Annotated in this window: 23 protein-coding genes and 2 pseudogenes; 16 read left to right on the plus strand and 9 right to left on the minus strand. The window is 64.6% G+C overall.

Features of this window, described 5'->3' with window-relative positions; translation table 11 throughout:
- Position 1 precedes the first annotated feature (1 nt).
- Genes HUX88_RS02735 through HUX88_RS02745 form a run of 3 tightly spaced genes read left to right on the plus strand, consistent with a single transcriptional unit; the run spans position 2 to position 2,922 of the window.
- Entirely contained in the window at positions 2–1,363 is a 1,362-nt protein-coding gene (locus HUX88_RS02735) for an HlyD family type I secretion periplasmic adaptor subunit (RefSeq protein ID WP_176360724.1), read from the plus strand.
- 11 nt (positions 1,364–1,374) lie between these two features.
- Entirely contained in the window at positions 1,375–2,712 is a 1,338-nt protein-coding gene (locus HUX88_RS02740) for a TolC family outer membrane protein (protein WP_176360803.1), read from the plus strand.
- 6 nt (positions 2,713–2,718) lie between these two features.
- Positions 2,719–2,922, plus strand: a complete 204-nt coding sequence (locus HUX88_RS02745; protein WP_161092436.1) for a DUF6447 family protein — start codon at positions 2,719–2,721, stop codon at positions 2,920–2,922.
- A 50-nt stretch (positions 2,923–2,972) separates the two neighbouring features.
- Here HUX88_RS02745 and HUX88_RS02750 read toward each other — a convergent pair.
- Positions 2,973–3,309, minus strand: a pseudogene (locus HUX88_RS02750) (sulfurtransferase); the annotation flags it as partial.
- 71 nt (positions 3,310–3,380) lie between these two features.
- Here HUX88_RS02750 and HUX88_RS02755 point away from each other — a divergent pair.
- The gene (locus tag HUX88_RS02755; protein ID WP_117012145.1) at positions 3,381–3,626 is read left to right on the plus strand and encodes a type II toxin-antitoxin system Phd/YefM family antitoxin; all 246 of its coding nucleotides are present in this window, start codon (positions 3,381–3,383) and stop codon (positions 3,624–3,626) included.
- Positions 3,616–3,903, plus strand: coding sequence for a type II toxin-antitoxin system RelE/ParE family toxin (locus tag HUX88_RS02760; RefSeq protein ID WP_117011916.1), 288 nt, complete (start codon positions 3,616–3,618; stop codon positions 3,901–3,903). The genes HUX88_RS02755 and HUX88_RS02760 overlap by 11 nt, the downstream gene beginning before the upstream one ends.
- Positions 3,904–3,977: 74 nt before the next feature.
- On the opposite strand, the gene HUX88_RS02765 is transcribed toward HUX88_RS02760, so the two are convergent.
- Together HUX88_RS02765 and HUX88_RS02770 are read right to left on the minus strand one after the other, a co-directional pair.
- A complete protein-coding gene (locus tag HUX88_RS02765) occupies positions 3,978–4,868 on the minus strand; it encodes a sulfurtransferase (protein ID WP_117012144.1) in 891 nt (296 codons plus the stop codon).
- Positions 4,869–4,921: 53 nt separating this feature from the next.
- On the minus strand, positions 4,922–5,218 hold the full coding sequence (locus HUX88_RS02770) for a type II toxin-antitoxin system HicB family antitoxin (RefSeq protein ID WP_117012143.1): 297 nt from the start codon (positions 5,216–5,218) through the stop codon (positions 4,922–4,924).
- A 122-nt stretch (positions 5,219–5,340) separates the two neighbouring features.
- Here HUX88_RS02770 and dnaE point away from each other — a divergent pair, with 122 nt between their 5' ends.
- On the plus strand, positions 5,341–8,883 hold the full coding sequence (gene dnaE, locus HUX88_RS02775) for a DNA polymerase III subunit alpha (RefSeq protein ID WP_176360725.1): 3,543 nt from the start codon (positions 5,341–5,343) through the stop codon (positions 8,881–8,883).
- Between the two features lie 22 nt (positions 8,884–8,905).
- On the opposite strand, the gene HUX88_RS02780 is transcribed toward dnaE, so the two are convergent.
- Both HUX88_RS02780 and HUX88_RS02785 read right to left on the minus strand, forming a co-directional pair.
- Complete coding sequence (locus tag HUX88_RS02780; protein ID WP_117011914.1) at positions 8,906–9,139, minus strand: DUF6139 family protein; 234 nt, start codon at positions 9,137–9,139, stop codon at positions 8,906–8,908.
- A gap of 41 nt (positions 9,140–9,180) precedes the next feature.
- Positions 9,181–10,155 (minus strand): VirK/YbjX family protein, encoded by a 975-nt coding sequence (locus HUX88_RS02785; RefSeq protein ID WP_176360726.1) that lies wholly within the window; start codon positions 10,153–10,155, stop codon positions 9,181–9,183.
- A 286-nt stretch (positions 10,156–10,441) separates the two neighbouring features.
- On the opposite strand from HUX88_RS02785, the gene HUX88_RS02790 reads away from it, so the two are divergent.
- From HUX88_RS02790 to HUX88_RS02810, 5 genes are all read left to right on the plus strand, one after another.
- The gene (locus HUX88_RS02790; protein WP_117011912.1) at positions 10,442–12,070 is read left to right on the plus strand and encodes an ATP-binding protein; all 1,629 of its coding nucleotides are present in this window, start codon (positions 10,442–10,444) and stop codon (positions 12,068–12,070) included.
- Entirely contained in the window at positions 12,060–12,662 is a 603-nt protein-coding gene (locus HUX88_RS02795; RefSeq protein WP_117011911.1) for a response regulator transcription factor, read from the plus strand. The genes HUX88_RS02790 and HUX88_RS02795 overlap by 11 nt, the downstream gene beginning before the upstream one ends.
- A gap of 186 nt (positions 12,663–12,848) precedes the next feature.
- A complete protein-coding gene (locus HUX88_RS02800) occupies positions 12,849–13,091 on the plus strand; it encodes an Imm74 family immunity protein (RefSeq protein ID WP_176360728.1) in 243 nt (80 codons plus the stop codon).
- A gap of 61 nt (positions 13,092–13,152) precedes the next feature.
- Positions 13,153–13,638 carry a hypothetical protein gene (locus tag HUX88_RS02805; protein WP_176360729.1) on the plus strand — a complete coding sequence of 162 codons (486 nt, stop codon included), beginning with the start codon at positions 13,153–13,155 and terminating at the stop codon, positions 13,636–13,638.
- 89 nt (positions 13,639–13,727) lie between these two features.
- A complete protein-coding gene (locus tag HUX88_RS02810; protein WP_176360730.1) occupies positions 13,728–14,081 on the plus strand; it encodes a hypothetical protein in 354 nt (117 codons plus the stop codon).
- A gap of 57 nt (positions 14,082–14,138) precedes the next feature.
- On the opposite strand, the gene HUX88_RS02815 is transcribed toward HUX88_RS02810, so the two are convergent.
- Positions 14,139–16,400: a glycosyltransferase family 9 protein gene (locus HUX88_RS02815; protein WP_229219163.1), complete on the minus strand. Its 2,262-nt coding sequence runs from the start codon at positions 16,398–16,400 to the stop codon at positions 14,139–14,141.
- A 232-nt stretch (positions 16,401–16,632) separates the two neighbouring features.
- Between HUX88_RS02815 and waaF the strand changes: the two are divergent.
- Together waaF and HUX88_RS02825 are read left to right on the plus strand one after the other, a co-directional pair.
- Positions 16,633–17,611 (plus strand): annotated as a pseudogene (gene waaF, locus HUX88_RS02820) (lipopolysaccharide heptosyltransferase II).
- A 54-nt stretch (positions 17,612–17,665) separates the two neighbouring features.
- Complete coding sequence (locus HUX88_RS02825) at positions 17,666–19,201, plus strand: sensor domain-containing diguanylate cyclase (protein ID WP_176360732.1); 1,536 nt, start codon at positions 17,666–17,668, stop codon at positions 19,199–19,201.
- On the opposite strand, the gene HUX88_RS02830 is transcribed toward HUX88_RS02825, so the two are convergent.
- Together HUX88_RS02830 and HUX88_RS02835 are read right to left on the minus strand one after the other, a co-directional pair.
- Positions 19,198–19,902 (minus strand): alpha/beta hydrolase, encoded by a 705-nt coding sequence (locus HUX88_RS02830; RefSeq protein ID WP_117011908.1) that lies wholly within the window; start codon positions 19,900–19,902, stop codon positions 19,198–19,200. The two genes, HUX88_RS02825 and HUX88_RS02830, sit on opposite strands and share 4 nt — an antisense overlap.
- Positions 19,903–19,918: 16 nt before the next feature.
- Positions 19,919–20,572, minus strand: coding sequence for a hypothetical protein (locus HUX88_RS02835; protein ID WP_176360733.1), 654 nt, complete (start codon positions 20,570–20,572; stop codon positions 19,919–19,921).
- Between the two features lie 202 nt (positions 20,573–20,774).
- Here HUX88_RS02835 and HUX88_RS02840 point away from each other — a divergent pair, with 202 nt between their 5' ends.
- Entirely contained in the window at positions 20,775–21,266 is a 492-nt protein-coding gene (locus tag HUX88_RS02840) for a hypothetical protein (RefSeq protein ID WP_176360734.1), read from the plus strand.
- Positions 21,267–21,277: 11 nt separating this feature from the next.
- On the opposite strand, the gene HUX88_RS02845 is transcribed toward HUX88_RS02840, so the two are convergent.
- Positions 21,278–22,474: a GGDEF domain-containing protein gene (locus HUX88_RS02845; protein ID WP_176360735.1), complete on the minus strand. Its 1,197-nt coding sequence runs from the start codon at positions 22,472–22,474 to the stop codon at positions 21,278–21,280.
- Positions 22,475–22,607: 133 nt separating this feature from the next.
- Between HUX88_RS02845 and HUX88_RS02850 the strand changes: the two genes are divergently transcribed.
- Both HUX88_RS02850 and HUX88_RS02855 read left to right on the plus strand, forming a co-directional pair.
- Positions 22,608–24,638: a LamG-like jellyroll fold domain-containing protein gene (locus tag HUX88_RS02850; protein ID WP_176360736.1), complete on the plus strand. Its 2,031-nt coding sequence runs from the start codon at positions 22,608–22,610 to the stop codon at positions 24,636–24,638.
- 199 nt (positions 24,639–24,837) lie between these two features.
- Complete coding sequence (locus HUX88_RS02855; protein WP_176360737.1) at positions 24,838–25,518, plus strand: hypothetical protein; 681 nt, start codon at positions 24,838–24,840, stop codon at positions 25,516–25,518.
- The last annotated feature ends 12 nt before the right edge of the window (positions 25,519–25,530 follow it).

The following is a 25,530-nucleotide window of genomic DNA, read 5'->3' on the forward strand; positions in this document are numbered from 1 at the left end:
CATGTCGAATCTCATTACCAAGAAGGAAGCTCCGGTGGAGGTCATTAGCCATGACGTCACTCCACTGACGGTTAACACGGATGCCGGGTCATATGCTAGGCTGGGTTGGATCATTGTGTTGTGTGGTGTGCTGGGTTTCCTGGCTTGGGCTATTTTCGCCCCGCTCGACAAAGGTGTGCCGCTGCCTGGAACACTGGCCAGCGAGTCCAGCCGCAAGTCCGTCCAGTCGCTGCCCGGCGGTATCGTGCAGGACATCCTGGTGAAGGACGGTGACGTGGTCAAGGCCGGCCAGGTGTTGGTGCGTATGAATAGCGTCCAGGCAAAGGCTGCGCTGGAAACCACTCGCGCACAATATTTGTCTGGCCGCGTGACCGCAGCCCGCATGCAATCCGAGCTCCTTGGGCAGTCGGCAATCACGTTGCCGGCATCGCTCAACCAGTACAAGGACGATCCACGCCTGGTCGAGAACCTGGCGGTACAGAGCCAATTGATGAGCTCGCGCCGCATGGCGCTGCAAAGCGAACTGGGCGGTGCAGATGAGAATATCGCCGGCCTGGGATTGCAAATCGCCGGCGTGCAAGAATCCCTGGCGGCCAAAAAGGAACAAAAAGCTCTGCTGAAGCAGCAGCTCGACGATACGCGCGAGTTGGCCAAGGATGGCTATATCGCCCGCAATCGTTTCCTGGAACTGGAACGTACCTATGCGCAGATCAATGGTGCGATTTCCGAAGACATCGGCAATATCGGACGCTCACAGCGTCAAATCGCAGAAATGAAATTACGCAAACTGCAGCGTACTCAGGAGTACCAGAAAGAACTGCGTAGTCAATTGAGCGATGTACAGAAAGAAGCTGATGCGCTGGAAAGCCGTCTGCAAAGCCAAGTCTTCGATTTCGCCAACGTGGAAATCAAATCGCCGGTGGCCGGTACCGTGGTGGGTTCGAGTGTGTTCACGCGCGGCGGCGTGGTCGGTGCGGGCGCGCGCCTGATGGAAATTGTGCCCAGCAACGATACGTTGGTGGTGGAAGGACAACTGGCTGTCAATCTGATCGACAAGGTTCACCCGGGCCTGAAAGTGGATTTAATCTTCTCGGCATTCAACGCGAACAAAACGCCGCATATTCCTGGCGAGGTGATCCAGGTGGCCGCCGACCGTACCGTGGATGAGCGTACTGGGCAGGCGTACTACAAGGTCCGTTCGCGCGTCACGCCGGAAGGCGCCAAGCTGATCGCTGACAAGAAACTGAATGTCGTGCCCGGCATGCCGGTCGAGATGTTCGTCAAGACGGGCGAGCGCTCGATGATGAGCTATCTGCTGAAGCCGATCTTCGATCGCGCCAAGACTTCGATGACGGAGGAGTAACCGTGGCCAAGATGTCAAAAGCACAGCCGCGTCGGTTTGCGGCCATGATGGCGAGGGCTTGCGTTGCCGGAGTCCTGCTGCAAGCCTCGGGCGCTCACGCGCTGGGCTTCCTGCAGGCTTACGAGGCGGCGCTGAAAAACGATCCGACCTTCCGCTCGGCGTATTACACCAATGAGGCTGGCAAGGAAAACAAGGCGCTGGGTTTGGCCAATCTGCTGCCGAATCTGAGTGGTGGCTACAGCGCCAGCCAGAACCGTACAACGTTGACGCAAGGTGAACACGTTGTACCATACGATTATATTTCGCGTTCAGCGACCGTGCAGTTGCGGCAGCCCTTATTCAATCTCGACGGGTGGGCGCGCTTCAAGCAAGGTAAGGCGCAGACCGCTTATGCGGCCTCGGTGTACGACAGCCAGCGCCAGGAAGTTATTTTCCGTGTAGCCAACGCGTATATCGACCTGCTGTTCAAGGAAGACTTGCTGGCGCTTGCCACCGTCGAACGCGACATGTATGCGGAGCAGCGCAAGGTCAACGACCGCATGTTCAAGAATGGTGAGGGCACCAAGACCGACATGCTGGAAACCCAGGCCCGGCTCGATGGCGCGGAAGCTCAAGTGCTGGAGTACACGGAAAACTTAATGGTGTCGCGCGAGACGTTAGCGACCATCATTGGGGGCGAGGTGGGAGAAGTCGACCGTTTGTCGCCGGACTTCCGCATTCGTCCAAGTGACGGCCAGACGTTCGAGTACTGGAAGCAGATCGCGATTGAAACCAATCCCGATATCAAAGCGATGTCGTCGAATGTGGAAATCTCGCACCAGGAATATAACAAGGCACTTGCAGCGTTTGCGCCGCGCGTTGACTTCATAGCGACTTACGGCAAGACCGCGTCGGATGCAATCTCGACCGTAAATCAGGACCAGACCATTCGTAGCATCGGTGTCCAAGTGAATATCCCCTTGTATTCTGGCGGTCAGCTCAGCGCGCAAAAACGCCAGACGGTGGCAAGTGAGGAAAAAGCCAAGGCCGATTTGCAGGCGCAGATCGATAAGGTTCTGTTGGAGTTGCGCAAGGATTATGGCGTCATGTTCAGCAGCGTCAAGCGCGTGGATGCGCTCATGAAATCGGTTGCCTCGGCCGAGTTGTTGATCACTGCGACCGAGCAGAGCATCAAAGGCGGCGTGCGTATTAACCTCGATGCGTTGAACGCCAAACAGCAGCTGTACACTGCGAAGCGTGACCTGGCCCAGGCGCGCTACAACTATTTGCTGACTTCGCTCCGCATGCGGGCTTCCGTCGGCACGCTGGGTGACAGTGACGTGCGCGAGATCGCGGCATACTTCCGTTAAGCCGATATGGACGATGAAATCGAAGTCACCGTCGACGGCATCAGCTACAAGCTCAGCGAACTGAGCGAGGCGGCGCAGGAGCAGGTCGCCAACCTGCAGTTCGTCGATGCGCAGATGGCCGAGCTGAACGCCAAGCTGGCGGTGTTCCAGACCGCCCGCAACGCCTACCAGTCGGTGCTGCAGCAACTGGTGCCGCGCGTGCCGCAATAAACCCTGCAACAACGAGCCATACAACAACGGCGCCCTCCGGCGCCGTTTTTTTACTTCTTGCCGTAGCAGTGCGGGCAGGATTTCTCGTACACGTATTCCGGCGACAGCTGCTGGCGCGGCGTGACCACCGAACGGCAGACGAAGCATTGCACGGTCTCGGTCGGTTCCAGTTTCGGATTGAGCGCGGTGCGGTAGTCGAAGACGAAGCAGTCGCCGGTGTAGTGGGCGCCGCCGACTTCCTCGAAGTACTTCAGGATGCCGCCTTCGAGCTGGTACACGTTCTCGCAGCGGATGCCGCCGGTCGTTGTCGTTGACGCCGTTGTCGAGCCAGCGCTCAAGCGCGTGCGCTTCGACGAAGGGCGCGCGACCTTCTTGCGGCTGGATCAGTGAAGCGAGTGCATAAACGGTGCTATATTAGATGCTTTAATCCACATCTAATTTGGCGATCGGATTTGACGATGGACACCGTACTTACCAGTATTACCGTTAGCGTGACGGAGTTGAAGCGCAATTATTCCAACATCCTGAAAGCGATGGAAAACACCCCGGTCGCGGTCCTCAATCACAACCGGCCGGAAGCATATCTTTTGTCCGCCGATTACTATGAGCAGTTGATGGCGCGCATGGAGGATTTGGAGGACGTTCAGTTGGTGCGGGAGCGGCAAGACGGCCCTTTTGTCGAGGTCGCCTTACATGACCTTTAAGCTACGCTTTCATAAGCTGGCCTGGGCCGAATGGCAAAAGCTCGACGGCAGCGTCAGGGAGCCCTTCAAGAAAAAGCTGTCGGAACGACTTGAGCAGCCGAGAGTGCCCAGTGCGGCCTTGTCCGGTATGGCCGATTGCTACAAAATCAAGCTCAAGACTGCTGGCTACCGGCTGATTTATCGGGTCGAAGACGACGTCGTGTATGTGACGGTCATCGCGGTCGGCAAGCGGGAGCGCGGTCGCGTGTACGTGGAGGCAAAAGACAGGCTGGTTTAAATGTCCAATGGCCGGTCGCTTCCGTTTCGTGCAGTCAGCCATGCAACAACGGCGCCCTCGGGCGCCGTTTTCAATTATTCCTTGCCGTAGCAGTGCGGGCAGGATTTCTCGTACACGTATTCCGGCGACAACTGCTGGCGCGGCGTGACCACCGAACGGCAGACGAAGCATTGCACGGTCTCGGTCGGTTCCAGTTTCGGATTGAGCGCGGTGCGGTAGTCGAATACGAAGCAGTCGCCGGTGTAGTGGGCGCCGCCGACTTCCTCGAAGTACTTCAGGATGCCGCCTTCAAGCTGGTACACGTTCTCGTAGCCGATGTTCTGCATGTGGATGGCGGCCTTTTCGCAGCGGATGCCGCCGGTGCAGAAGGTGACCACGGTCTTGCCGGCGAAGTCGTCCTTGTGGGCGGCGATCACTTCCGGGAACTCGGTGAACTTCTTGATGCGGTAGTCGACCGTGTTGTCGAAGGTGCCGACGTCGACCTCGAAGTCGTTGCGGGTGTCGACCATGACCACCGGCTGGCCGTTGTCGTCGACGCCGTTGTCGAGCCAGCGCTTGAGCGTGGCCGCGTCGACGAAGGGCGCGCGGCCTTCCTCCGGTTTGATCAGCGGCATCCGCATGGTGATGATTTCTTTTTTGATCTTCACCAGCATGCGCTTGTGCGACTGCTCGGCCGAATAGCTTTCCTTCACTTCCAGGTCGGCGAAGCGGGCGTCGCCGCGGACCCAGGCCAGGAACTCGTCGATGTGGCTGCGCGGGCCGGACAGGAACATGTTGATGCCTTCCGGCGTCAGCAGGATGGTGCCTTTCAGGCCCAGGCGCTGGCAGATGTCCTGGTACAGCGGGCGCATCGCCTCGGTGTCGTCGAAGGTGACGAATTTGTAGGCGGCGATGTTGACGTGAGCGGCAGCGGCAGCGATGGCGGCGGCATGCGCTTCAGCTTGTAAAGCGGTATTAGCGTGCATGGTGGATGTGATCAAAAAATATGAAGAGCCGGTATTATACGCGCTTTTCGTGCTCAAAAAACAGGCAGATTGGCGTTCTTGGGCGTTAGCGCGGCCACATCGATGGAAATGACCGCCCAAATCCAACCGGCAAACTCAGGATTTGCGTAGTGCTCCGTGAAGGAGCGCGCTTGGGGAAGATCGCCACCGTCCTCAATGACTGTCGTCAGCCAGAGTTCCGCCGCTTCACAAGCGTTGTCGATTGCTTCATCCAAAGTGTCTCCCGCTGAGAAACAGCCGGGAAGATCGGGTATGACAACACCAAATGCATGCGTTGCGTCACCGGGCTCGATTGCGATTGGATACCTCATGGTGATCTCCCCCATCGTACGCACAGCGTAACACCGGATGCTGAACCGCCGCAAATCAGATTCATCGCACCGGGCCGCCGCACGGTAAAATAGCTGGTTATTGAACCAGCATTGAGCGGCGTATGAACATGGTAGCAAACGAACAAGCAGTGGCGGCCCCGGCCGTGGCCAAGGCCGGACCGGATTTCGTCCACCTGCGGGTGCACTCGGAATATTCCATCGTCGACGGCCTGGTCCGCATCGACGACCTGGTCGCCACCGCCGCCAAGGACAAGCAGGCGGCGCTGGCCGTCACCGACCTGTCCAATATGTTCGGCATGGTCAAGTTCTACAAGGCCGCGCGCGGCAAGGGCATCAAGCCGGTGGTCGGGGTCGACGTCTGGATCACCAACGACGACAACCGCGACAAGCCGCACCGCCTGATGTTGTTCGCCAAGAACCGCATGGGCTACCTGCAGCTGTGCGAGCTGCTGTCGCAAGCCTGGCTCACCAACCAGTACAAGGGCCGCGCCGAGATCCGCACCGAGTGGCTCGTCGAGCTCACCGCCAAGACCTACGCGCTGCTGCCCGACGACAGCCCGGCCAACGGCCTGATCGCGCTGTCCGGCGCGCACTTCGGCGACGTCGGCATGGCGATCGAGAACGGCAACCCGGCGCTGGCCGAACAGAACGCCGAGAAGTGGGCGCGCATCTTCCCCGGCCATTTCTACATCGAGATCCAGCGCGCCGGCCAGGCCAACCAGGAAGCCCAGGTGCGCCACGCGGTGGCGCTGGCCGCCAAGCTGGGCCTGCCGGTGGTGGCGACCCATCCGGTGCAGTTCATCCGCCAGGACGAGTTCATCGCCCACGAGGCGCGCACCTGCATCGCCGAGGGCGAGATGCTGGCCAATAACAAGCGCGTGCGCCGCTTCAACGAGCAGATGTGCTTCATGTCGCAGGCGCAGATGCGCGAGCTGTTCCACGACCTGCCGGCCGCGCTGCAGAACTCGGTGGAGATCGCCAAGCGCTGCAACCTGACGCTGACCCTGGGCAAGCCGCAGCTGCCGAACTTCCCGACGCCGGGCATGACCATCGACGACTTCCTGCGCGCGGAAACCAAGAAGGGCCTGGAGGAACGCCTGGAGCAGCTGTACCCGGACCCGGTCAAGCGCGAGGCGCAACGCGAGCGCTACGAGGCGCGCCTGGAGTTCGAGAACAACACCATCATCAACATGAAGTTCCCCGGCTACTTCCTGATCGTGGCGGAGTTCATCCAGTGGGGCAAGAACAACGACGTGCCGATCGGGCCGGGCCGGGGCTCGGGCGCGGGCTCGCTGGTTGCGTACGCGCTCAAGATCACCGACCTCGATCCGCTCAAGTACAACCTGCTGTTCGAGCGCTTCCTGAACCCCGAACGCGTTTCGATGCCCGACTTCGACATCGACTTCTGCCAGGAAAAGCGAGAGCTGGTGATCCAGCACGTCAAGGACCTGTACGGCCGCGACGCGGTGTCGCAGATCGCCACCTTCGGCACCATGGCGGCCAAGGGCGCGATCCGCGACGTCGGCCGCGTGATGGACTTCGGCTACAACTTCTGCGACGGCGTCTCCAAGCTGATCCCGTTCAAGCCGGGCAAGCCGGTGTCGATCGCCGAGGCGATCGAGGAGGAGCCGATGCTCAAGGAGCGCCAGCAGAACGAGGAGGAGGTGGCCCAGCTGCTGGACCTGGCGCAGCAGGTCGAGGGCATCACCCGCAACATCGGCATGCACGCCGGCGGCGTGCTGATCGCGCCGGGCAAGCTGACCGACTTCTGCCCGCTGTACACCCAGGGCGGCGACGCCGGCGTGGTGTCGCAGTACGACAAGGACGACGTCGAGGCCGTCGGCCTGGTCAAGTTCGACTTCCTGGGTTTGACCACGCTGACCATCCTGGACCGCGCGGTCCGCTACATCAAGGCGCTCGATCCGGCCGAGGCCGAGTTCGACCTGTCCAAGCTGCCGCTCAACGACCGGCCGTCCTACGAGCTGCTGACCAAGGCCAAGACCGTGGCCGTGTTCCAGCTGGAGTCGCGCGGCATGCAGGGCATGTTGAAGGATGCCCGTCCCGACCGCTTCGAGGACATTATCGCGCTGGTGGCGCTGTACCGTCCGGGCCCGATGGACCTGATCCCGGACTTCTGCAAGCGCAAGCACGGCGAGAAGTTCGACTATCCCGATCCGCGCACCGAGTCCATCCTGTCCGAAACCTACGGCATCATGGTGTACCAGGAGCAGGTGATGCAGATGGCGCAGATCGTCGGCGGCTACTCGCTGGGCGGCGCCGACATGCTGCGCCGCGCGATGGGCAAGAAGAAGGCCGAGGAGATGGCCGAGCACCGCGAGATCTTCCGCGCCGGCGCCGCCAAGGACGGCCTGTCGGCCGAGAAGGCCGACGAGATCTTCGACTTGATGGAAAAGTTCGCGGGCTACGGCTTCAACAAGTCGCACGCCGCCGCCTACGCGCTGCTGTCCTACCACACGGCCTACCTGAAGGCGCACCATCCGGCCGCGTTCATGGCGGCCAACATGTCGCTGGCGATGGAGGACACGGAGAAGGTCAAGATCCTGGTCGAGGACGCGATCGACATCTGCGGCCTGACCATCCTGCCGCCGGACATCAACAAGTCCGACTTCCGCTTCATGCCGGACGGTCCGCCGCCATCGGTGACCGGCAAGAAGGTCACGCAGATCCGCTACGGCCTGGGCGCCTGCAAGGGCGCCGGCCAGAACGCGATCGAGGCCATCATCGCGGCCCGCACCGCCGGCGGCCCGTTCACTAGCCTGTTCGATTTCTGCAAGCGCGTGGACAAGAAGCAGATCAACCGCCGCACCATCGAGTCGCTGATCCGCGCCGGCGCCTTCGATTGCCTGGCGATCGACCGCGCCATCCTGCTGGCCACGGTCACCTTCGCGATGGAGTGCGCCGACCAGGAAGCCAAGGCGGCCAACCAGGTGAGCCTGTTCGGCGGCGACGATTCCGACCTGGTGGCGCCGCCGGAATACGTGAAGGCCGCGCCGTTCACCGACCGCCAGAAGCTGGCCGAGGAAAAGATCGCGCTGGGCTTTTATCTGTCGGGCCATATGTTCGATTCGTTCGCGCCGGAGGCGCGCCGCTTCGCCCGCACCAAGCTGGCCGAGCTGGAACCATCGCGCGAGCCGCGCATGCTGTGCGGCGTGATCACCGGCATCCGTCCGCAGATGACCCAGCGCGGCAAGATCCTGATCGTCACGCTGGACGACAAGACGGCGGTGGTGGAGGTGACGGTCTACAGCGAGGTGTTCGAGGAGAACAAGCGCATGTTCAAGGACGACGAGTTCCTGGCCGTGGTGGGCAAGGTGTCGGAGGACCGCTTCTCGGGCGGGCTGCGCATCTCGGCCGAGAAGGTGTTTGACATCGTCACGGCGCGCATCAACTACGGCAAGCAGCTGGGCATGGCGCTGCCGGCCTCGGTGGACGTGCGCAAGATGGCCGAGGTGCTGGCGCCGCACCGCCACGCGGACGGCTTGCCGGTGTCGGCGCGCATCACGCCGCAGGGCGTGGGCTGCGTGGTGCAGCTGGGCGAATCGTGGCGCGTGGCGCCGTCGGACGAGTTGCAGCTGGCGCTCCAGCAGGTGCTGGGCGCCAGGGACGTCGCGATCGAGTACTGATCAGCGTTCGATCAGCGTCCGGTCAAAGCTGGCCGTCGAGGCTGGTGATGGCATACCCCTTGGCGCCGATCTGCTCCAGCGGGTGGACGATGTGGTAGCGCGGCAGGTCGTCGCGCGCGTCGTCGACCTCCACGTGCCGCGCCTCCGGATGCCAGTCGGTGTTGGTGGCTTCCTCGGGGATGGGTTTGCCCTCCGGCACAGCCAGGTAGCTGTGTTTGCCTTTTGCTTCATCTCGGTAATAAATATCCACACGCATGGTATTTCTCCTTGGACGAAAGGCCCATGGTACCGGATTTTTCAGGCGAGTGCGTATTCGTCGCCGTCGTGTGCGGCGACCGTCAGGGTGCTGTAGTTCTGGCTCAACGGCGTCGGCACGGTCTCGAAGCGCGGCGCGCTCAGGCCGGCGCGGATGACCGCGCTGAGGGCCAGCAGCGTCTCGTGGCGCTTGCGCGCCTCCGAGCGCTTCTTCGACGCGATCGCCGCCAGGTCCGGCGGCGCGATGGCCTCGCACGGCAGGCGCCAGTCGCCGTCGGCGCGGCGGCCGGCGTTCAGCTCCTGCCACAGGGTGTCGTAGTCGGCGTGCACCTTGCCCTGGCGGGTGGCGCCGCACACCACGCGGTTGGCGTTGCTGACCAGGCGCAGCTCGGCGCAGCCGTAGTCGTGGCCGATCTGGCCGAGCAGCTTGACCATCATATTGGTCGGCCGCAGGCCGTGCAGCTCGCGGGTGGCGTCCTTGATCCGTTGCAGGCCCAGCTCGCTCTTCGAGCCCTGCATGCAGCCCACGCTCAGCACCATGCCGCGCACGCCCTGCTGGAAGGAGAACGCGCAGCTGTAGACCAGCCCGTCGTCCTGGTACAGCTGCAGCACCAGTTCGCCTTCGCGCTCCATCGGCTCGATGGCGGACAGCCGGATCTGGTAGGGCAGGCCGGACTTGCCCTCGATGCCGCCCAGCACCACCGAGCCGCGCGCGGCGCGCACCGTCAGCGGGCCCAGGCCCTGTCGGAAGATGAAGCGGTAGTGTTGTTGCAGCAGGTCGACGCGCTCGGCGCAGCCCATGGTGTTGCTCAGGTAGGGACGGTAGATCTTGTACAGCAGGCGCGGACGGGCCTTGACCAGTTCCATGAACAGCGGGTGGGAGTTGAGCAATTGCAGCCAGCCGCCGGTGGCCTGGCGGTGCATCAGGGCGCGCAGCGACAGCTTGAGCGATTCGCGGACTTGCTTGAGGCCGTTGAAGCCGGCCACGCCGGAGCGGATAGTGATTAACTGCGACATCGAACGACTCTCATCAAAAGCGGCTGCAGGGGTGGCGCGGCGCGGTGGCTTAATATCGTCCCGGCAACGGTAGGTGCCATTACGACATTTTTACAGTGTAAATCCTGTGTAACGTATTGTAAATTGGGGTAAAGGCTTACGGTTTTCCCTTAATAATTGCCGCTTAAGAAAACCAAGTGTTGTATAGAGGTGCAAGCGCAGGCCTAAGGGGAACCCGTAGTTGCAAAAAGCAATGCGCGATGAATTCCAGCAATGCATAATGCTACATAACGATACAAAGCCCCGTATGTCACTTTCCCGCCTGCGCCACCTGGAAATACCCGCCTTCGTGGCGCTCTATCTGCTGTTCGACTGGGCCACGTATATCGACCCGTTTTACGGCTTGAACATCACGCCGTGGAACCCCGATCCGGCGCTGGGCCTGGTGTTCTGGCTGCGCCATGGCTGGCGCGCGGCGCCGCCGTGGTTCCTGGCGCTGCTGGGCGGCGAGCTGCTGGTGCGCGGCATGCCGGCCGGCTGGGCGGTGAGCGTGCTGGGCTCGTTGTGGCTGACCGCCGGTTACGGCCTGCTGGGCGCGGCGCTGCGGCGCCAGTTCGGCGACGGCGGCGTGTTCGACAGCCGCGACCGGCTGTTCCAGTGGCTGCTGATCGTCGTGGCCGGGACCATGATCAACGACGTCGGTTACATCTCGCTGCTGTCGGCGGCCGGCCTGATTCCGGCCGGGCAGTGGGGCGAGGCGGTGCTGCGCTTCGGCATCGGCGACATGGTCGGGGTGCTGGTGTCGATGCCGCTGATCTGGATGCTGTCGAGCGCGGCCGGACGGCGGCGCTTGCGGGCGACCGTGTGGCGGGCCGAGACGCTGGGCTACCTGGCGCTGGCGATCTGCGTGCTGTACATGGTGTTCGGCACCATCGCCACCTCGGAGTTCAAGCATTTTTATTTCTTGTTCCTGCCGGTGATCTGGGCCGCGTTCCGCCAGGGCCTGTTCGGCACGGCGCTGATCGTGTTCGTGCTGCAGGCCGGCATCGGCGCGCTGGTCAAGTGGAACCACGCGGTCAACATCGCCGTGCACGAGTTGCAGATGCTGGACGCGGTGCTGGCGCTGGTGGGCTTTTCGATCGGCATCGCGGTGGACGAGTTGCGCAAGGTCGCGAGCGAGCTCAAGCAGACGATGCGGCTGGCGGCGGCCGGCGAGATGGCGGCCGCGCTGGCGCATGAATTGAACCAGCCGTTGACGGCGCTGAGCGCCTACGGCAAGGCCTGTGAATTCCTGCTGGAGCGGGGCGAGAGCGGCGACGTGCTCAAGGGCGCGATCCAGCGCATGATCGCGGAGTCGGGCCGGGCCGCCGAAGTGGTGCGGCGGCTGCGCGATTTCTTCCGCACCGGCGCGATGAAGCTGGAGGCGGTCGATCCCGGCCAGCTGGTGGCGGGCATCAGCCAGCAGTTCTTCGCCCAGATGCGCGAGCACGGCGTCGAGCTGAAGGTGGGCGAGATCCCGCCGCTGCCCGTCCTGGCGGACCGGCTGCAGCTGGAGCTGGTGCTGCGCAACCTGCTGGCCAACGCGCTGGAGGCGGTGCAGGAGCAGCCGGCGGGCGCGCGCCGCATCACGGTGACGGGCGAGCGGCTGGACGGCAAGCGCCGCGGCGGCAAGCTGCGCAAGGGCGGCTGCCTGCAGTTGACGGTGGAGGACAGCGGCAAGGGCGTCTCGGCCGCGTTGGCGGCGCGCTTGTTCGAACCGTTCGTGTCGTCCAAGGCCAGCGGGCTGGGCCTGGGGCTGGTGCTCAGCCGCGCCATCATGGAGGCGCACGGCGGCTCGCTGTGGGCGGAGGTGGACGATCATGGCATTTTCAGGTTGGCGCTGCCGTTGGCGCGCCCTTTGGAGCAGGATGGAGAGCAGGTGAGCTATGCAGCATGATTTGACCGTATTCATCGTCGACGACGACCCGTCGGTGCGCGACGCGCTGAGCCTGCTGCTGGGCGTGCGCGGCTACCGCACCGCGATGTTCGCCAGCGGCGAGGCCTTCCTGCAGGCGTGGCAGCCGGCGTGGCGCGGCTGCATGCTGATCGACATCCGCATGTCCGGCATGGACGGGTTGAGCCTGCAAATGGAACTGCGGCGGCGCGACTGCCGCATCCCGGTCATCATCATGAGCGGGCATGGCGACGTCAGCATGGCGCGCGCGGCGTTCAAGGCCGACGCGGTGGATTTTTTGGAGAAGCCGGTCGACGACGGCAAGCTGATCGCCGCCATCGACGAGGCGCTGGCGCGCGCGCGCAGCGTGCACACCGAACAGCAGCGGCGCAGCCGCAGCGACACCCTGCTGAGCGAGCTGACGCCGCGTGAGCGGGAGGTGATGGAACTGGTGGTGATGGGCCGCCACAATCGGGAGATTGGGCCGGCGCTGGGCATCAGCGTGCGTACGGTGGAAGTGCACAAGGCGCGGCTGATGGCCAAGCTGGGGGTCGACAACGTCGCCGACCTGGTGCGTATAACAATGCAGGACTAGGCGGCAACTCCCCGGCGCGAGCCTTGTTTTTCGTCAACTGAGAATCACCGCTTTGATGGCAGCATGGCCTGTCATGAAAAGCGGGAGCTGGCGATGAAAGATCTCTTGCCGCATTACGAAGCCGAGCTGGCACTGTTGCGGCGCCTTGGCCGCGCCCATGTATAACTTCTCGCTGCACAACCCTAGATGATATTGGGCGTAAATCGCGGCAGTATTAAAGTTTCGCTGGACGGAAAAGAAGTGATAGTTCCAGGCGAGATGTTTTTTCCTGCGAATGGAAAAATTGGATTTGTGCTGTCTTTAAATGATTTGAAGCACTGGGCTTATCCACACCAGGACGTTGAACTCACCTGCGGAGATGTGATGAGAATTATCACCGATATCCGGCTGGATTTTGAGATGGGCGGTCATGTATTGGAGATCGCATAGGCTGTTGAAAAAATCGCGCCCTTTGCCGGAGCCCGTAGGTTTTGCAGTCCAGGAATCCCAGATGAATAAGAACGTGAAATTATTCGAGTTTAATGACCTCGAAATTTGGCAGAGAGGTGCCCGTTTCTTTGCTCGCTACGACGCTGGAGCGCATCAAGTAGCTATGCGTGAAGATGAGATTTCCCAGTCAGAGGCGGAGCTCGCCATGCAAGGCAAGGAAGCCGCCATCAAGATGCTCTTTGGGCTGCAAAGGAGACTGGAGGATGCTGGTATTAATCCCTATGTGCCCAAGGGGGGGAATTTATTGTGTAATTGTCGGGGGATCCGCAGTCAAAAAATTTTTTCTGGATGGTCAGATTTTGACGCATTCGAAGCTAAGTTAAATAATGATGTTGTTTGGGTGGGAATTCCGGTTGAGACCCCATATTCTAACGTGGGGATATCGGAAAAATGGTACAAGTGCTTGAAGTGTCAGAAGGTTTGGCGACTTGTCGAACCTGATCCGCCGTTTGCCGGTTTGTGGGACGAAGTGCCATCTTTTCCTTGAAATGATATTTATATCAAAATTGTCGGCGATGAGACTGTTATCTTGAAAATTATTAAAATTATTTTTACTAACGTGATAAAAATAAGTATATGTCAATTAGGAATTTTAGGTTCCGTGAAAATGAACAGTTCGCAAGTTGGATTGATGAGAAAACAGCGGTGAGCCTTGGTGACGTGCGTCGAGCGGTATTTGATGCGGATCAAGATTTGGTAGTTGCTATTGGCGCGAGTTCAGCTGCAACTCTTAAAGTCTATGGACCGCAAGGACTCTTAATGGAGCTCGAAGCGCCGGATAATTCGGATTTCCAGTACCTGTTGAGCGACAAAAATAGAGGGACTTTGGTCGTGTGCTCGGAGAAAAATTCGAAAGGCGATGTCTTGGATTGGTATTACAAGATCGATTTGCTCAATCGATCTTTGGTTAAAGATGGTCGTTCATATTAGCTGCGATGGTCGCGATCAAACGATGTGGCAGTTTGCGTGGGCCGCGACCACGATAATTTAAGCCGGCACCAGCGCTTCGGCGCGCCACGATTCCACCACTTCCAGCACTTGCTGAGGCGTGATCGCCAGCATGCAGGTGCAGCGCGCCGCGTCCTCGCAGTGGCCGCAGGCGACCGGCGTGCACAGGCTCTGCGCGCGCGGTCCCAGCGCGCCCCAGCGCACGATGTCGATCGGCTTGAGCGGCGGGAACAGGCCCAGCGCCGGCCGCCCCAGCGCCGACGCCAGGTGCAGCGGCCCGGTGCCGCTGGCGATCAAGCCGTCGCAGCCGCCGATCAGCGCGGTGAAGCCGTCCAGGTCCAGCCGGCCGCACAGATTCTCCACATTCGGCAAGGCCAGCAGGGCCGGCGCCTGCTGCGCCAGCAGTTCGCCCTCGGCCGCGCTGCCGGTCACCAGCACCCGCACGCCCTCGACCCCGCCCAGCAATTCGGCCAGCGCCGTGTAGTGCTGCAGCGGCCACTCGCGGCCGTTGCCGTTGGATTTCGGATGCAAAATCAGCTTGAAGCCGGGACCGGCCAGCAGCGCGTCGGCGGCCGGATGGCGCGGCGTGTTCAGGCCGTACATGGTCTTCAACTGCTCCAGCGGCGGCTCCACGTCCACGCCCAGCGGCAGCAGCAGCTTGAAGTTCAGCTGCGCCTCGTGCAGCGGCGAGTTGGCGCGGCTGAAGGTGGCCAGGCGGTTGCAGTGGTACCAGTGGTGGATGCGGTGGCTGCTGCCGATGCGGCGCTCGATGCCGGCGCGGCGCGCGGCCGCCGCCAGCGTACGCATCGGGAAGGTGAAGATCATCGTGTCGCAGCCGCTGTGCGCCAGGCCGTCGGCCCAGTCCTCGCCCAGTTCCTCCTGCGTCAGCACCCGGTCCACATGGCGGCACTGCGCCACCACGGCGGCGGCGTAGCGGCGGCACAGGAACACGATCTCGGCCTGCGGATACAGCTGCTTCAGATAGCCGGCCAGCGGCAGGGTCAGCACCACGTCGCCGATGTTGTCGGTGCGGGCGATCAGGATGCGGCGCGGCACCGGCGCCGGGTACTGCGCGGCCAGGCACATGCCCACCAGGCTGCACACCATCATCACGTAAAACACCTTCGGCATCATCAGCCAGAACATCACGTCGGTCAGGCCGAAACCCATGAAGGCCACCACCACCACCATGCCGGCCAGGGCCAGCGGGCGCTGGCCGCGGTCCACGCTGCGCAGCTGGCGGGAGAAGAAGCGCAGCGGCGCCACGTACATCATGATCAGCAGGCTGAAGTCGAGCAGGCCGCCGGTGGCCAGGCAGTTGAGCATGTCGTTGTGGCTGCTGCTGTAGAGCAGCGCCGGCGACTGCTGCAGGCGGCCCTGGGCCGCCAGCGCGTGCAGCGCCACGTCGAATTGGTCGCGGCCCACGCCTAGCCATGGATGTTCGAGGAACATCATGACCGACGCCTTCCACAGCTCCAGGCGGATGCCGACCGAGGTGGTGGCGTCGCCCAGCGTCAGGTAGCGCTGGATTTCGGCCAGCGCCTGTTCGATCCGCCCGGCCACGCCGGTGGCCGGCACGGCCAGCGCCAGCACGACCAGCGCCAGCAGCGCGGCGCCCACCACCAGCAGGCGGCGGCCGTACAGCTGCACGCCGTAGCGGGCGACCGGGATCATGACCAACGGCAGCGCCAGCCAGCCGCCGCGCGAGGACGACAGCAGCGACGCCAGCAGGCCGCACAGCAGGCCGACGCCGGGCAGCCAGGCCATGCGCGTGTTGCGCAGGTCGGTCAGACCGCACAGCGACATCAGGCCGCAGGCCAGCGCCAGGTCGCCGAAGGTGATCTCATGATGGGTGAAGCCGATCGCGCGGTCCATGCCGAGTACGGTCACCTGGTACAGCGCGACCACGGCCGCCAGCACGGCGGCAAAGCACAGCCCCAGCCAGAAGTGGCGGGCGCGCGGGCGCAGGTAGTAGACCACGCCGATGCAGCTCAGGCCGAACAGCAGGCGCGACGGCCCGTCCAGGGTGTTCAGGCGCTGGTGGTCCAGCGCCAGCCGCGCCAGCGACACCAGGAAGTAGCCGCCGAAGGCCAGCACCACGCCGCCGATGTCGTTCCAGTGGCGCTTGTACAGCGGCAGCAGCGTGCGGCCGCGGCGTATCAGCAGCAGCAGGATCATCAGCTGGACCAGGCCGAGGCCGACCTTGCTCGACAGCGCCAGCGCCGGCAGCAGGAAGATCATGGTCGAGGAGAGCGGACCGCCATATTCGGTGTGCGGCGTCGAGGGGCTGGCTGGAGTCATGGTCACGCGGTCGGGGCGGCGGGGGCCGGCAAAAAGGCTGATTATAGCAGCATGGCCGGGCCCTTCCAGAGGCGGTCCCGGCTTGTGGCCGCCGCCGCGATGGGCGATAATCGAGCCGGCATGGGCCACCGGCCTGACGATGAAAGATTCCGTGTTACCCGATAAAACCGTCACCGCCGGGACCGCCCCGCGCACCTTGGTCATTTCCCCCAACTGGATCGGCGACGCCGTCATGGCCCAGCCGCTGCTGCAGCTGCTGCGCGCCGCCCATCCCGATCGCCCGATCGACGTGCTGGCGCCGCCGGCGGTGTCGCCCGTGTGGCGCCAGATGGCCGAGGTCGACGAGGTGCTGGAGACCCCGTTCCGCCACGGCGCGCTGCAACTGAAGCAGCGCTGGCAATACGCGCGCCTGTTGCGCCAGCGCGGCTACGCCGACGCCTACGTGCTGCCCAACACCATCAAGTACGCGCTGATCCCCTGGCTGGCTGGCATCAAGCGCCGGGTCGGCTACAAGGGCGAGAGCCGCCACGGCCTGATCAACGTGATGCACCACGACGATACGCCGCCCCGGCCGATGGTGGCGTTCTACGCCGCGCTGGCCGGCGCGCCGCTGGCACCGCCGCCGGCGGCGCCGCGCTACCGCGTCGCGCATGGCGGTCGACACGGCGCAGATCGCCGCGGTGCGCCAGCGCCACGGCATCGACCTGGCGCGGCCGCTGGTGGCGTTCGCGCCCGGCGCCGAGTTCGGCGGCGCCAAGCGCTGGCCGGCGGCCCACTTCGCCGGCCTGGCGCAGGCCATCCTGGCGCGCGACGGCGCGGCCAGGATCGTGCTGCTGGGCTCGCCCAAGGACCAGCCGGCCTGCGCCGAGGTGGCGGCCGGCATCGCCGGCGGCGCCGTGTTCAACCTGGCCGGCTCGACCAGCCTGGCCGAGGCCATCGCGCTGATCGCCGGCAGCGCCGCCGTGGTCGCCAACGATTCCGGCCTGCTGCACATCGCCTCGGCGCTGAACCGGCCGGTGGTGGCGCTGTACGGCCCCACCGATCCCGACCACGCGCCGCCGTTTTCCGACCTGGCGGCCTCGCTGTCGCTGCGGCTGGACTGCGCGCCGTGCAGGCAGCGCGAGTGTCCGCTGGGGCACCAGGACTGCATGGTCAAGTTGACGCCGGAGCTCGTATGGCACAGCCTCGAACCGATGCTGACCACGCCTTGAACGGCGCGGCACGCCCGATTTCCTGTATAGCCGCGCCCACCGGCTGTTTCGCCCATGTTTAAGCGCTATACGATCACGTTCTGGGCCACGCTGTTCGTCGGCGTGGTCTGCCTGTCGCTGGTGGCGGTCGACGTCTGGCGCAGCCTGATCGCGCGCGACGCCCAGCTGCAGGAAATGCAGCGCCTGGCCTCCAACGTGGCGCGCGCGATGGCGCAGCACGCCGACGACACCATCAAGGCCGCCGACACCGCGCTGGCCGACATCGTCGAGCGCATCGAGGCCGACGGCCTGGGCGCGCCGCAGCTGGCGCGGGTGCGCCGCCAGATGCAGGCGCACGTGGCCAATCTGCCGCAGCTGGCCGGCCTGTTCATGTACGACGAGCGCGGCCAGTGGCTGGTCAATTCGCCCGCCGTGCTGGGCGCCTCGCTCAACAACGCCGACCGCGAATACTTCGAGTACCACCGCACCCACGCCGGGCGCGGCCCGCACGTGGGCCCGCCGGTGATCAGCCGCACCAGCGGCAAATGGATCATCCCGGTGTCGCGCCGCCTCGACAGGGCCGACGGCGGCTTCGGCGGCGTGGTGCTGGCCACGCTGGACATCGACTACTTCCGCCGCTACTACCAGAGCTTCGACATTGGCGCGCGCGGCGCGGTGGCGCTGATCTCGGGCCAGGGCGCGCTGATGCTGCGCCAGCCGTTCGACGAGAACCGGGTCGGCGTCAACCTGGCCGACAGCACGCTGTTCCGCGCCTACCGCGCGCACAGCAGCGGCAGCGGCCTGTTCGCCTCGTCCTACGACGGCGAGGTGCGCTACAACAGCTACCGCGGGCTGGAGCACTATCCGCTGTTCGTGACGGCCGCGCTGTCGCAGCAGGAGATGCTGGAGCAGTGGCGCCACGACAGCTTCACGCGCTCGATCGGCGTGATCGTGCTGGCCGCGCTGCTGGGCTTTTTCGGCAAGCGGCTGGTGGACCAGATCAATCTGCGGGTGCAGGCCGAGGCCGAGCTGCGCCGCGCGCGCGACGCGCTCGAGGGCGCCAACCGCACGCTGGAGCGGCTGGCCATGCAGGACGGCCTGACCGGGCTGGCCAACCGCCGCCAGCTCGACGTCACGCTGGGCAACGAGTTCAGCCGCGCGATCCGGCACGAGGACACGCTGTCGTGCGTGATGATCGACGTCGACTACTTCAAACAGTACAACGACCTGTACGGCCACGGCGCCGGCGACGACTGCCTGTGCGCGGTGAGCAAGCTGATCCGCGCGCTGACGCCCAAGCGCCCCGGCGACCTGGTGGCCCGCTACGGCGGCGAGGAGATCGCCATCCTGCTGCCGAACACCGGCCTGGAGGGCGCGGTCGCGGTGGCCGAGCGCATCCGGCAGGCGATCGCCGCGCTGCGGACGCCGCACCACGGCAGCCCGTTCGGCATGGTGACCGTCAGCGCCGGCGTGGCGGCGATGGCGCCGCGCCGGGGCGACCTCGCCGGCCGGCTGGTGGAGGCGGCCGACAAGGCGCTGTACGCGGCCAAGTCGGCCGGCCGCAACCAGGTCGGCACGGCCGCCGTGCCGCCTGCGGCCCCGGCCGGCTAACGTTCGCTCAGCTGGCGCAGCGCCGCGTGCGCCAGCGGCGGCGACACCAGGTGGGCGCCGTCGAATTCCCCATACTGCACCGCGTAGCCTTCGCCGGCCAGGCGCATGGCGATGGCCTTGCCCCGTTCCACCGGCAGCACCCGGTCGTGCTTGCCGTGGGCGATGAACACGCGCGGCATGCCGCTGCGCCGCAACGGCGACATGAAGCCGGGCGAGAAGGCGAAGATGTCGGCGAACAGTCCGCCGTTCATCAGGCCGACCGACAGCGCGTACGAGGCGCCGTCGGAGAAGCCGCCCAGCGCCACGGCGTCGGCGGCCACGTCGTAGCGCTGCATGGTCCACTGCAGCAGGCGGTCGATGAAGGCCAGGTCGGGGCCGTAGCCGCCGCGCAGGAAGTCCCAACTGGTCGACTGCGCCTCGGGCAGCAGCAGCAGGAAGCGCTGCTGGGCCGCGTGCGCCAGCGCCAGCAGGTCGCCGCCGCCGTGCTGGCCGCCGGCGCCGTGCAGCAGCACCAGCAGCGGCAGCGGCGCGTCGCCGTCGTGGCGCGGCACGTACAGGCGGGCGTGGCGGTTATGCGGGAAGGCCAGCCGGTGGATGCCGGCCGCCAGCGGCACCGGCGGCGGACGCGGCCGCGCCAGCCCGGCGCGGGCGTGCAGCAAGCCGTCGCTGTAGGGCGCGGGCGGCGTGGCGTCGGTCGGCATGGCGGCTCATTCGCGTCTATTTGCGCACGAAGGTGGTCAGTTCCCAGCTGTCGCGGTTGAAGATGCGGCCGTTCCAGTCGGTGTCGCGATAGTCGAGCTTGACGAAGTTGTTGACCGCCGGCGCGAACCACACGGTCTCGGTCAGCTGGCCGCTGCCGCCGGGGCTGTTCGGTTCCTCGCCGTGGTACAGCGCCTCCACCTCCAGCTTGAGCGCGTCGAACTCGCCGGCCGCCACCTTGATCTTTTCCCAGTTCAGCACCTTGCCCTTGATGCGGTAGCGCCAGTGCTTGCCGGACTTGGGATTGTCGCCGGTGGCGTCGGTGGTCCACTCCTTGCCGGGCGTGAGCGGGAAGGCGTAGCGCGTGAACGCCGGCGCGAAGTGCATGGCGCCGCGGTCGACCGGATTCATCTCGGCGTTGAACAGCTGTTTGCCGACCAGCGCGCCGCTGGCGGCGCGCTTGATGTCCACGTGCACGCCGGCGGCGTCGACGCCGGTCACCTCCAGGCGGTTGAGGTTGCCCTTCGCGCCCTTCCAGACGTCGGTGTACTGGTAGGTCCAGGAATCGCCGACGGCGGGCGCCGGCGCCGCCACCGGTGCGTGTTCGTCCGCCAGCGCGAGCTGCGCCGCCAAAGTCAGTCCCAATGCCGCCAGGATGTGCCGAGTCGCCATGCCGCCTCCGAAATGGTGTGTGGTTAATATTATGATTATGCCATCACATTGGCTGGAGGCATGCGCGAAATCGTGCGCGCTGTGGCGCTGGCAAGACAGCGGGGGCGGCGCAGATTGGCCGCCAGGGTCAGCATTGAGTGGCCCACCGCCGCGCGGGCGATGCTAGCATTGCGTCATGGCCGCACTCAATCACAGAGACCCGATGAAGCTCACCCGGATTTTCACCAGCATCGCGCTGCTCGGCGCGCTGTCCAGCGCGCACGGCGACGAGGCCGCGGCCAGGCTGCGCGCCCTGAACGATGCCGAGCTGCGCGGCGTATCGACGCCGATCCCGGCGCCGGTGCCACGGCCGCCGGCGCGCTCGCTGCATCGCGGCCTGTTTCCCCTGCACGGCCTGTTCGGCGGCGTGCCCGGCGCCGACGCCAGGGGCGCCGAGATGGGCTCGGTGCTGTTCCCGCTGCTGGGCGTGTTGAACGCCGACGTGACGGCGCGCGACGTCGTGTACGGGCCGAACGGCAGCGCACCGCGCCTGAATGCGGACGGCTCCGTCAACCTGGCGCTGCCGGCGTCGATCGGCGAGCTCGACCTGCAGAACATCCGCGCCGGCGTCAACGACAACAGCAATTTCGGCTCGGTGCAGATCCGCGGCATCGACCTGAGCCGTACCGTGATCACGGTCGCGCCGACCCGCTGAGCCGGCGCAGCTCAGCCCATATTCTCCAGCGCGGGGCGGTCCTGCCCGGATGCCTGATCCGGCTGCGGCCGGGCCAGGCGCACGGCGTTGCGGCCCTCGTGCTTGGCCGTGTACAAAGCGGCGTCGGCTTGCGCCAGCAACGCCGTCACAGCCGGCTCGCCCCGGCTGATGCAGGCGCAGCCGATGCTGGTGGTACAGGCCGGCAAGCCGGCCGCGCCCACTTCCTGCTCGACGGCCAGGCGCACCCGCTCGGCGACCACGGCCGCACCCTGCAGGTCGTTGTCGGGCAACAGCACGATGAATTCCTCGCCGCCGTAGCGTCCCAGCGTATCGATGGAACGCAGCGCCGATTTGACGGTGGCCGCGAATTGCGCCAGCACCTGGTCGCCGACCACGTGGCCATGGCGATCGTTGATGCGCTTGAAGTGGTCTATGTCGAGCAGGAGCACGGAGAACACGCGGCCGGTGCGCTGCCAACGCGCCACTTCGCCCTCGAACGCCTGCATGATGGCGCGCCGCGACGCGGCGCCGGTGAGCAGGTCGACATTGGCCAGGCGTTCGAATTCCGTCCGCACCCGTTCGCTCGCCAGCAGCACCAGGCCCAGGCAGGTGACCATGCCGCCCACGCTGAACGAGCTGAGGTAGAGCAGCTGTATCCAGGTCGCGCCGTAGCGGCTGGCGTCGGCGGCGTCGATGAAGGGCGCGCTGCCGGCGCGCAGCAGCAGGATGGCGCAGCGCACCAGCAGCAGCGCGGCGAGCAGGCGGCCGGCAAAGCTCAGGCCGTACCGCCAGTGCATCGATGCGTGGACGCCGGTGTAGACCGTCATCGCCAGCGCGAACACCATCACGCGCACCCGGTAGTCCGGCCAGGCCAGCATGAAGCAGGCCATGACGGCCAGCACGGCGACGGTGAACGCCAGCCAGCGGCGGCCGTTCAGGCGGTGCTCATAGAACGCGGCGGTGCCGAACAGGTTCAGCGCGGCGCTGGCGAACGCCAGCGAGTTGCCGAGCATGGCCGCCAGCGCGCTTGGCAGCAAGCCGTCCAGGCCGTACGCGAGCGAGGAGAGGCCGCCGACGATGGGAGACAGCCCCCACAACAACGTTCCCTGGATGCGGCGCGGATAGTAGTGGCGCATTCCGAGCAGCACGAAGGCCATGAGCAAAGCCATCATGCCGGTGATGGAGTTGATGGTGCGGAGGTCGAGCATGACGCCACCGGGTTGGTTGTGATGACTGGGAATTATACGCAATCGACAACAGGCGGCGCACCGTACGCCTTGTCATCTGCAAGTCATGCTGGGCCTTTAGCATGGGCGCTTTCACATTGCTGGGGGCGTAACCATGGAAAAGATGGCACAGGATGCACAACGGCGGTCGCTGCTCAAACTGGGACTGGCGTCGGGCCTGTCCGCCGGCGGGCTGCTGGCCGGCTGCGGCGGCGACAGCGCGGCCGCGCCGGACACCCGGATCTCCAGCTTCGCACTGGCGGTGCTGCCGGACACGCAGTTCTATTCGCGCTATGCGACCTCGTCGGAAAGCAGCCAGTACGAACGCCACTACGGCACCGAACCCTACGCGGCGCAGACCAGCTGGGTGGCGCGCAACGCTCAGGCCCTCAACATCCCGTTCCTGATCCACCTGGGCGACGTGGTCGACCAGGTCGGCAAGCCGGAGCAGTGGAAGGTGGCCGACGGCGCCATGCAGGTGCTGGAGGCGGCCAAGGTGCCGTACTCCATCCTGGCCGGCAACCACGACGTGCTCAACGATATCGATTTCGACAGCGACCCGGCCAAAGGCACCGACACCCAGCGCGTGCTGGCCAACGAGCCCTACCTGCAATGGTTCGGCGCGCGGCGGGCGCAGCGCCAGGCCACCTTCGGCGCGCGCGACAGCACCGGCTTCCACGAGTACCACATCTTCACGGCGCAGGACCAGCAGTTCCTGGTGCTGTCGCTGTCGTGGCGCATCTCGGACGCCGGCATCGCCTGGGCGCGCAAGGTGCTGGCCGACCATCCGACCTTGCCGGCCATCCTGGTCAACCACCAGCTGCTCAACATCGCGCCGGACGCGGTCAGCCCGCTGGAAACCGGCTACGGCAAGATGCTGTGGGAAAAGCTGATACGCGATAACGACCAGATCTTCATGACGCTCAACGGCCACCACCACGGCGGCGCGCGGCTGACCAAGATCAACGACTTCGGCAACGCGGTCGAGGAAATGGTGGTCGACTACCAGATGGCCTACCAGGGCGGCAACGGCCTGATGCGCCTGTATGAATTCGACCTGACCAACAACCAGATCAAGGTGCTGTCGTTCTCGCCGTGGGTGCCGATGAAGCCGGCCGACACGCTGAACGCGTTCGACCGCGCGGTGCTCACCGAGGGCAATCACAGCTTCACCATCGACATGAACTTCGCCAAGCGCTTCGCCCGCTTCAACAGCGGCTTCGGCGCCGGCAAGGCGACGGTCGCGTCGTCGCTGGTCGAGCAGGCCAGGGCGCTGGTGCTGAAGGGCTACACCGAGCCGGCCATCGTCGCGCCGGTGGCGCCGAAGGACGCGGACGATTATCCGAAAGTGGCGTCCACGGTGGCGCACTGGCGCTTCTACGGCGGCAGCGACGGCGCGCCGGTCGCGCCCGGCACGCGCATCGCCGACGTCACCGGCGCCAATCCGCTGGTGCGCGACCAGCTCAACCAGGGCGGCATCGTCGGCGCGGCGGTTGGCGACATCGTCTGGAGCAGCGACCATCACCGCCTGTCGTCGGCGCCGGGTTCGGTCAGCTTCCTCAACACCGACAAGAACGCGCCGCGCCTGAGCTACTTCCTCACCGACGCCACGGCCGCGATCAACGCGCAGACCTTCGCCACGACCGGCTACACGATCGAGGCCTTCGTCAAGATCAACCCGGCGTGGGACAAGGCCAAACACGCGTGGATGAACATCATGACGCGCGACGGCAAGCGCGGCGGGCTGGCCGGCTTCGACGGCGGCGACCCGGAATCGCCGCCGCTGCTGTTCGCCATCTCCAGCCTGCGCGAGGTGCAGTGGGAAGTGGTGCCGGACGTCGGCGGCCAGCGCGACGCCATGGCCAGCTGGTCGGGCGAGATCATCGCCGGCAACTGGGTGCACATCGCCATCGTCAACGATCCGACCACGCACGACACCGTCATGTACGTGGAGGGCGCGCCGGTGCTGCGCAACAGCAGCCATGTGGTGGGGCTGGCGACCTTGTCGGCGTCGTCGCCGTGGGTGGTGGGCGGCGGCTCGTGGGATGGCGCGCGGGCGGACGGCTTCTTCGGCAATATCGGCGAAGTGCGCGTGGCCGGCGCCGCGCTGCCGCCGAGCCAATGGCTGACGGCGCGCCGCAGCTGAGCGCCGCGTGGGCCGGTGGAGGGCCGATGGTGGCGGCTTTTAAACCTGGCAGCCTTGTGCAGCCGCTTCTGCTAGCGGCTAACTATCGATGCGCCGTAAATCCGCACCCCTAAGCGGACGTTATCGCATGCAGTTAGATTAGACTATGACTTCAAGCGGCCGCGTACCGCCAATTCACTGACTGAGCTAGGGTAACGATATGTGGCAGGAAGAGTATCAAGCATGGACGGAAGAAGAGAAATATAGTCTGTTCGCCTACGCTGGAACGTATTGGTATGTCGCACCGACCCTGACTGAGCCTGACTCGCTGGAAATACCCGTGCTCCACTTGGCCATGACTTTGCATAACGCAAAGCTGAACAAAGGGCGGGCGAGGCCTCATCTGTCTTCGCTGAAAGAGGTAAATGCCTCCATTGGGCGGCCTGATGCTGCTTTGGAGCCGGAGAGCGGGGGCGCATTCAAACGTGAGGCTGAAAAGTTTCTCGAAGGAGTACGGCAGGAGGTGAACCCCGATGCTCCGTCCAGATTGGCGTGTTATTTCGTGAGCATTGATGAGGACACTGCCAGTCGCCGAAAGGCAGATATTCGAGGGCAACGCGAGATATTCCCCTGTCGGCTTCTCGCTGATGGGGGAGTGCATTTTGCGGACATTACCCTGTTCGACGACATCGTGAATTCAATGGGTTCTCCTCGGGCCAGAAGGCTGGCCGAGCAATACTGGAGCCGGGATAACTCCCCGGTAACGGTGCCAAGCACAAACCTCGAAATTCTGTTCGGAGGGTCGCTGTATTTTCCTGCGTGGGAACAGTTACCTTCGTTGGATTTTGGGCGTATCGCGAGCTGGTGTATTGCGCGAGAAGCTTTTCTTGAGAATGGCTGATCGCTAAACGGA

It is taken from the genome of Duganella sp. BJB1802 (assembly GCF_013369445.1).
Taxonomy (GTDB): domain Bacteria; phylum Pseudomonadota; class Gammaproteobacteria; order Burkholderiales; family Burkholderiaceae_D; genus Rugamonas; species Rugamonas vulcania_A.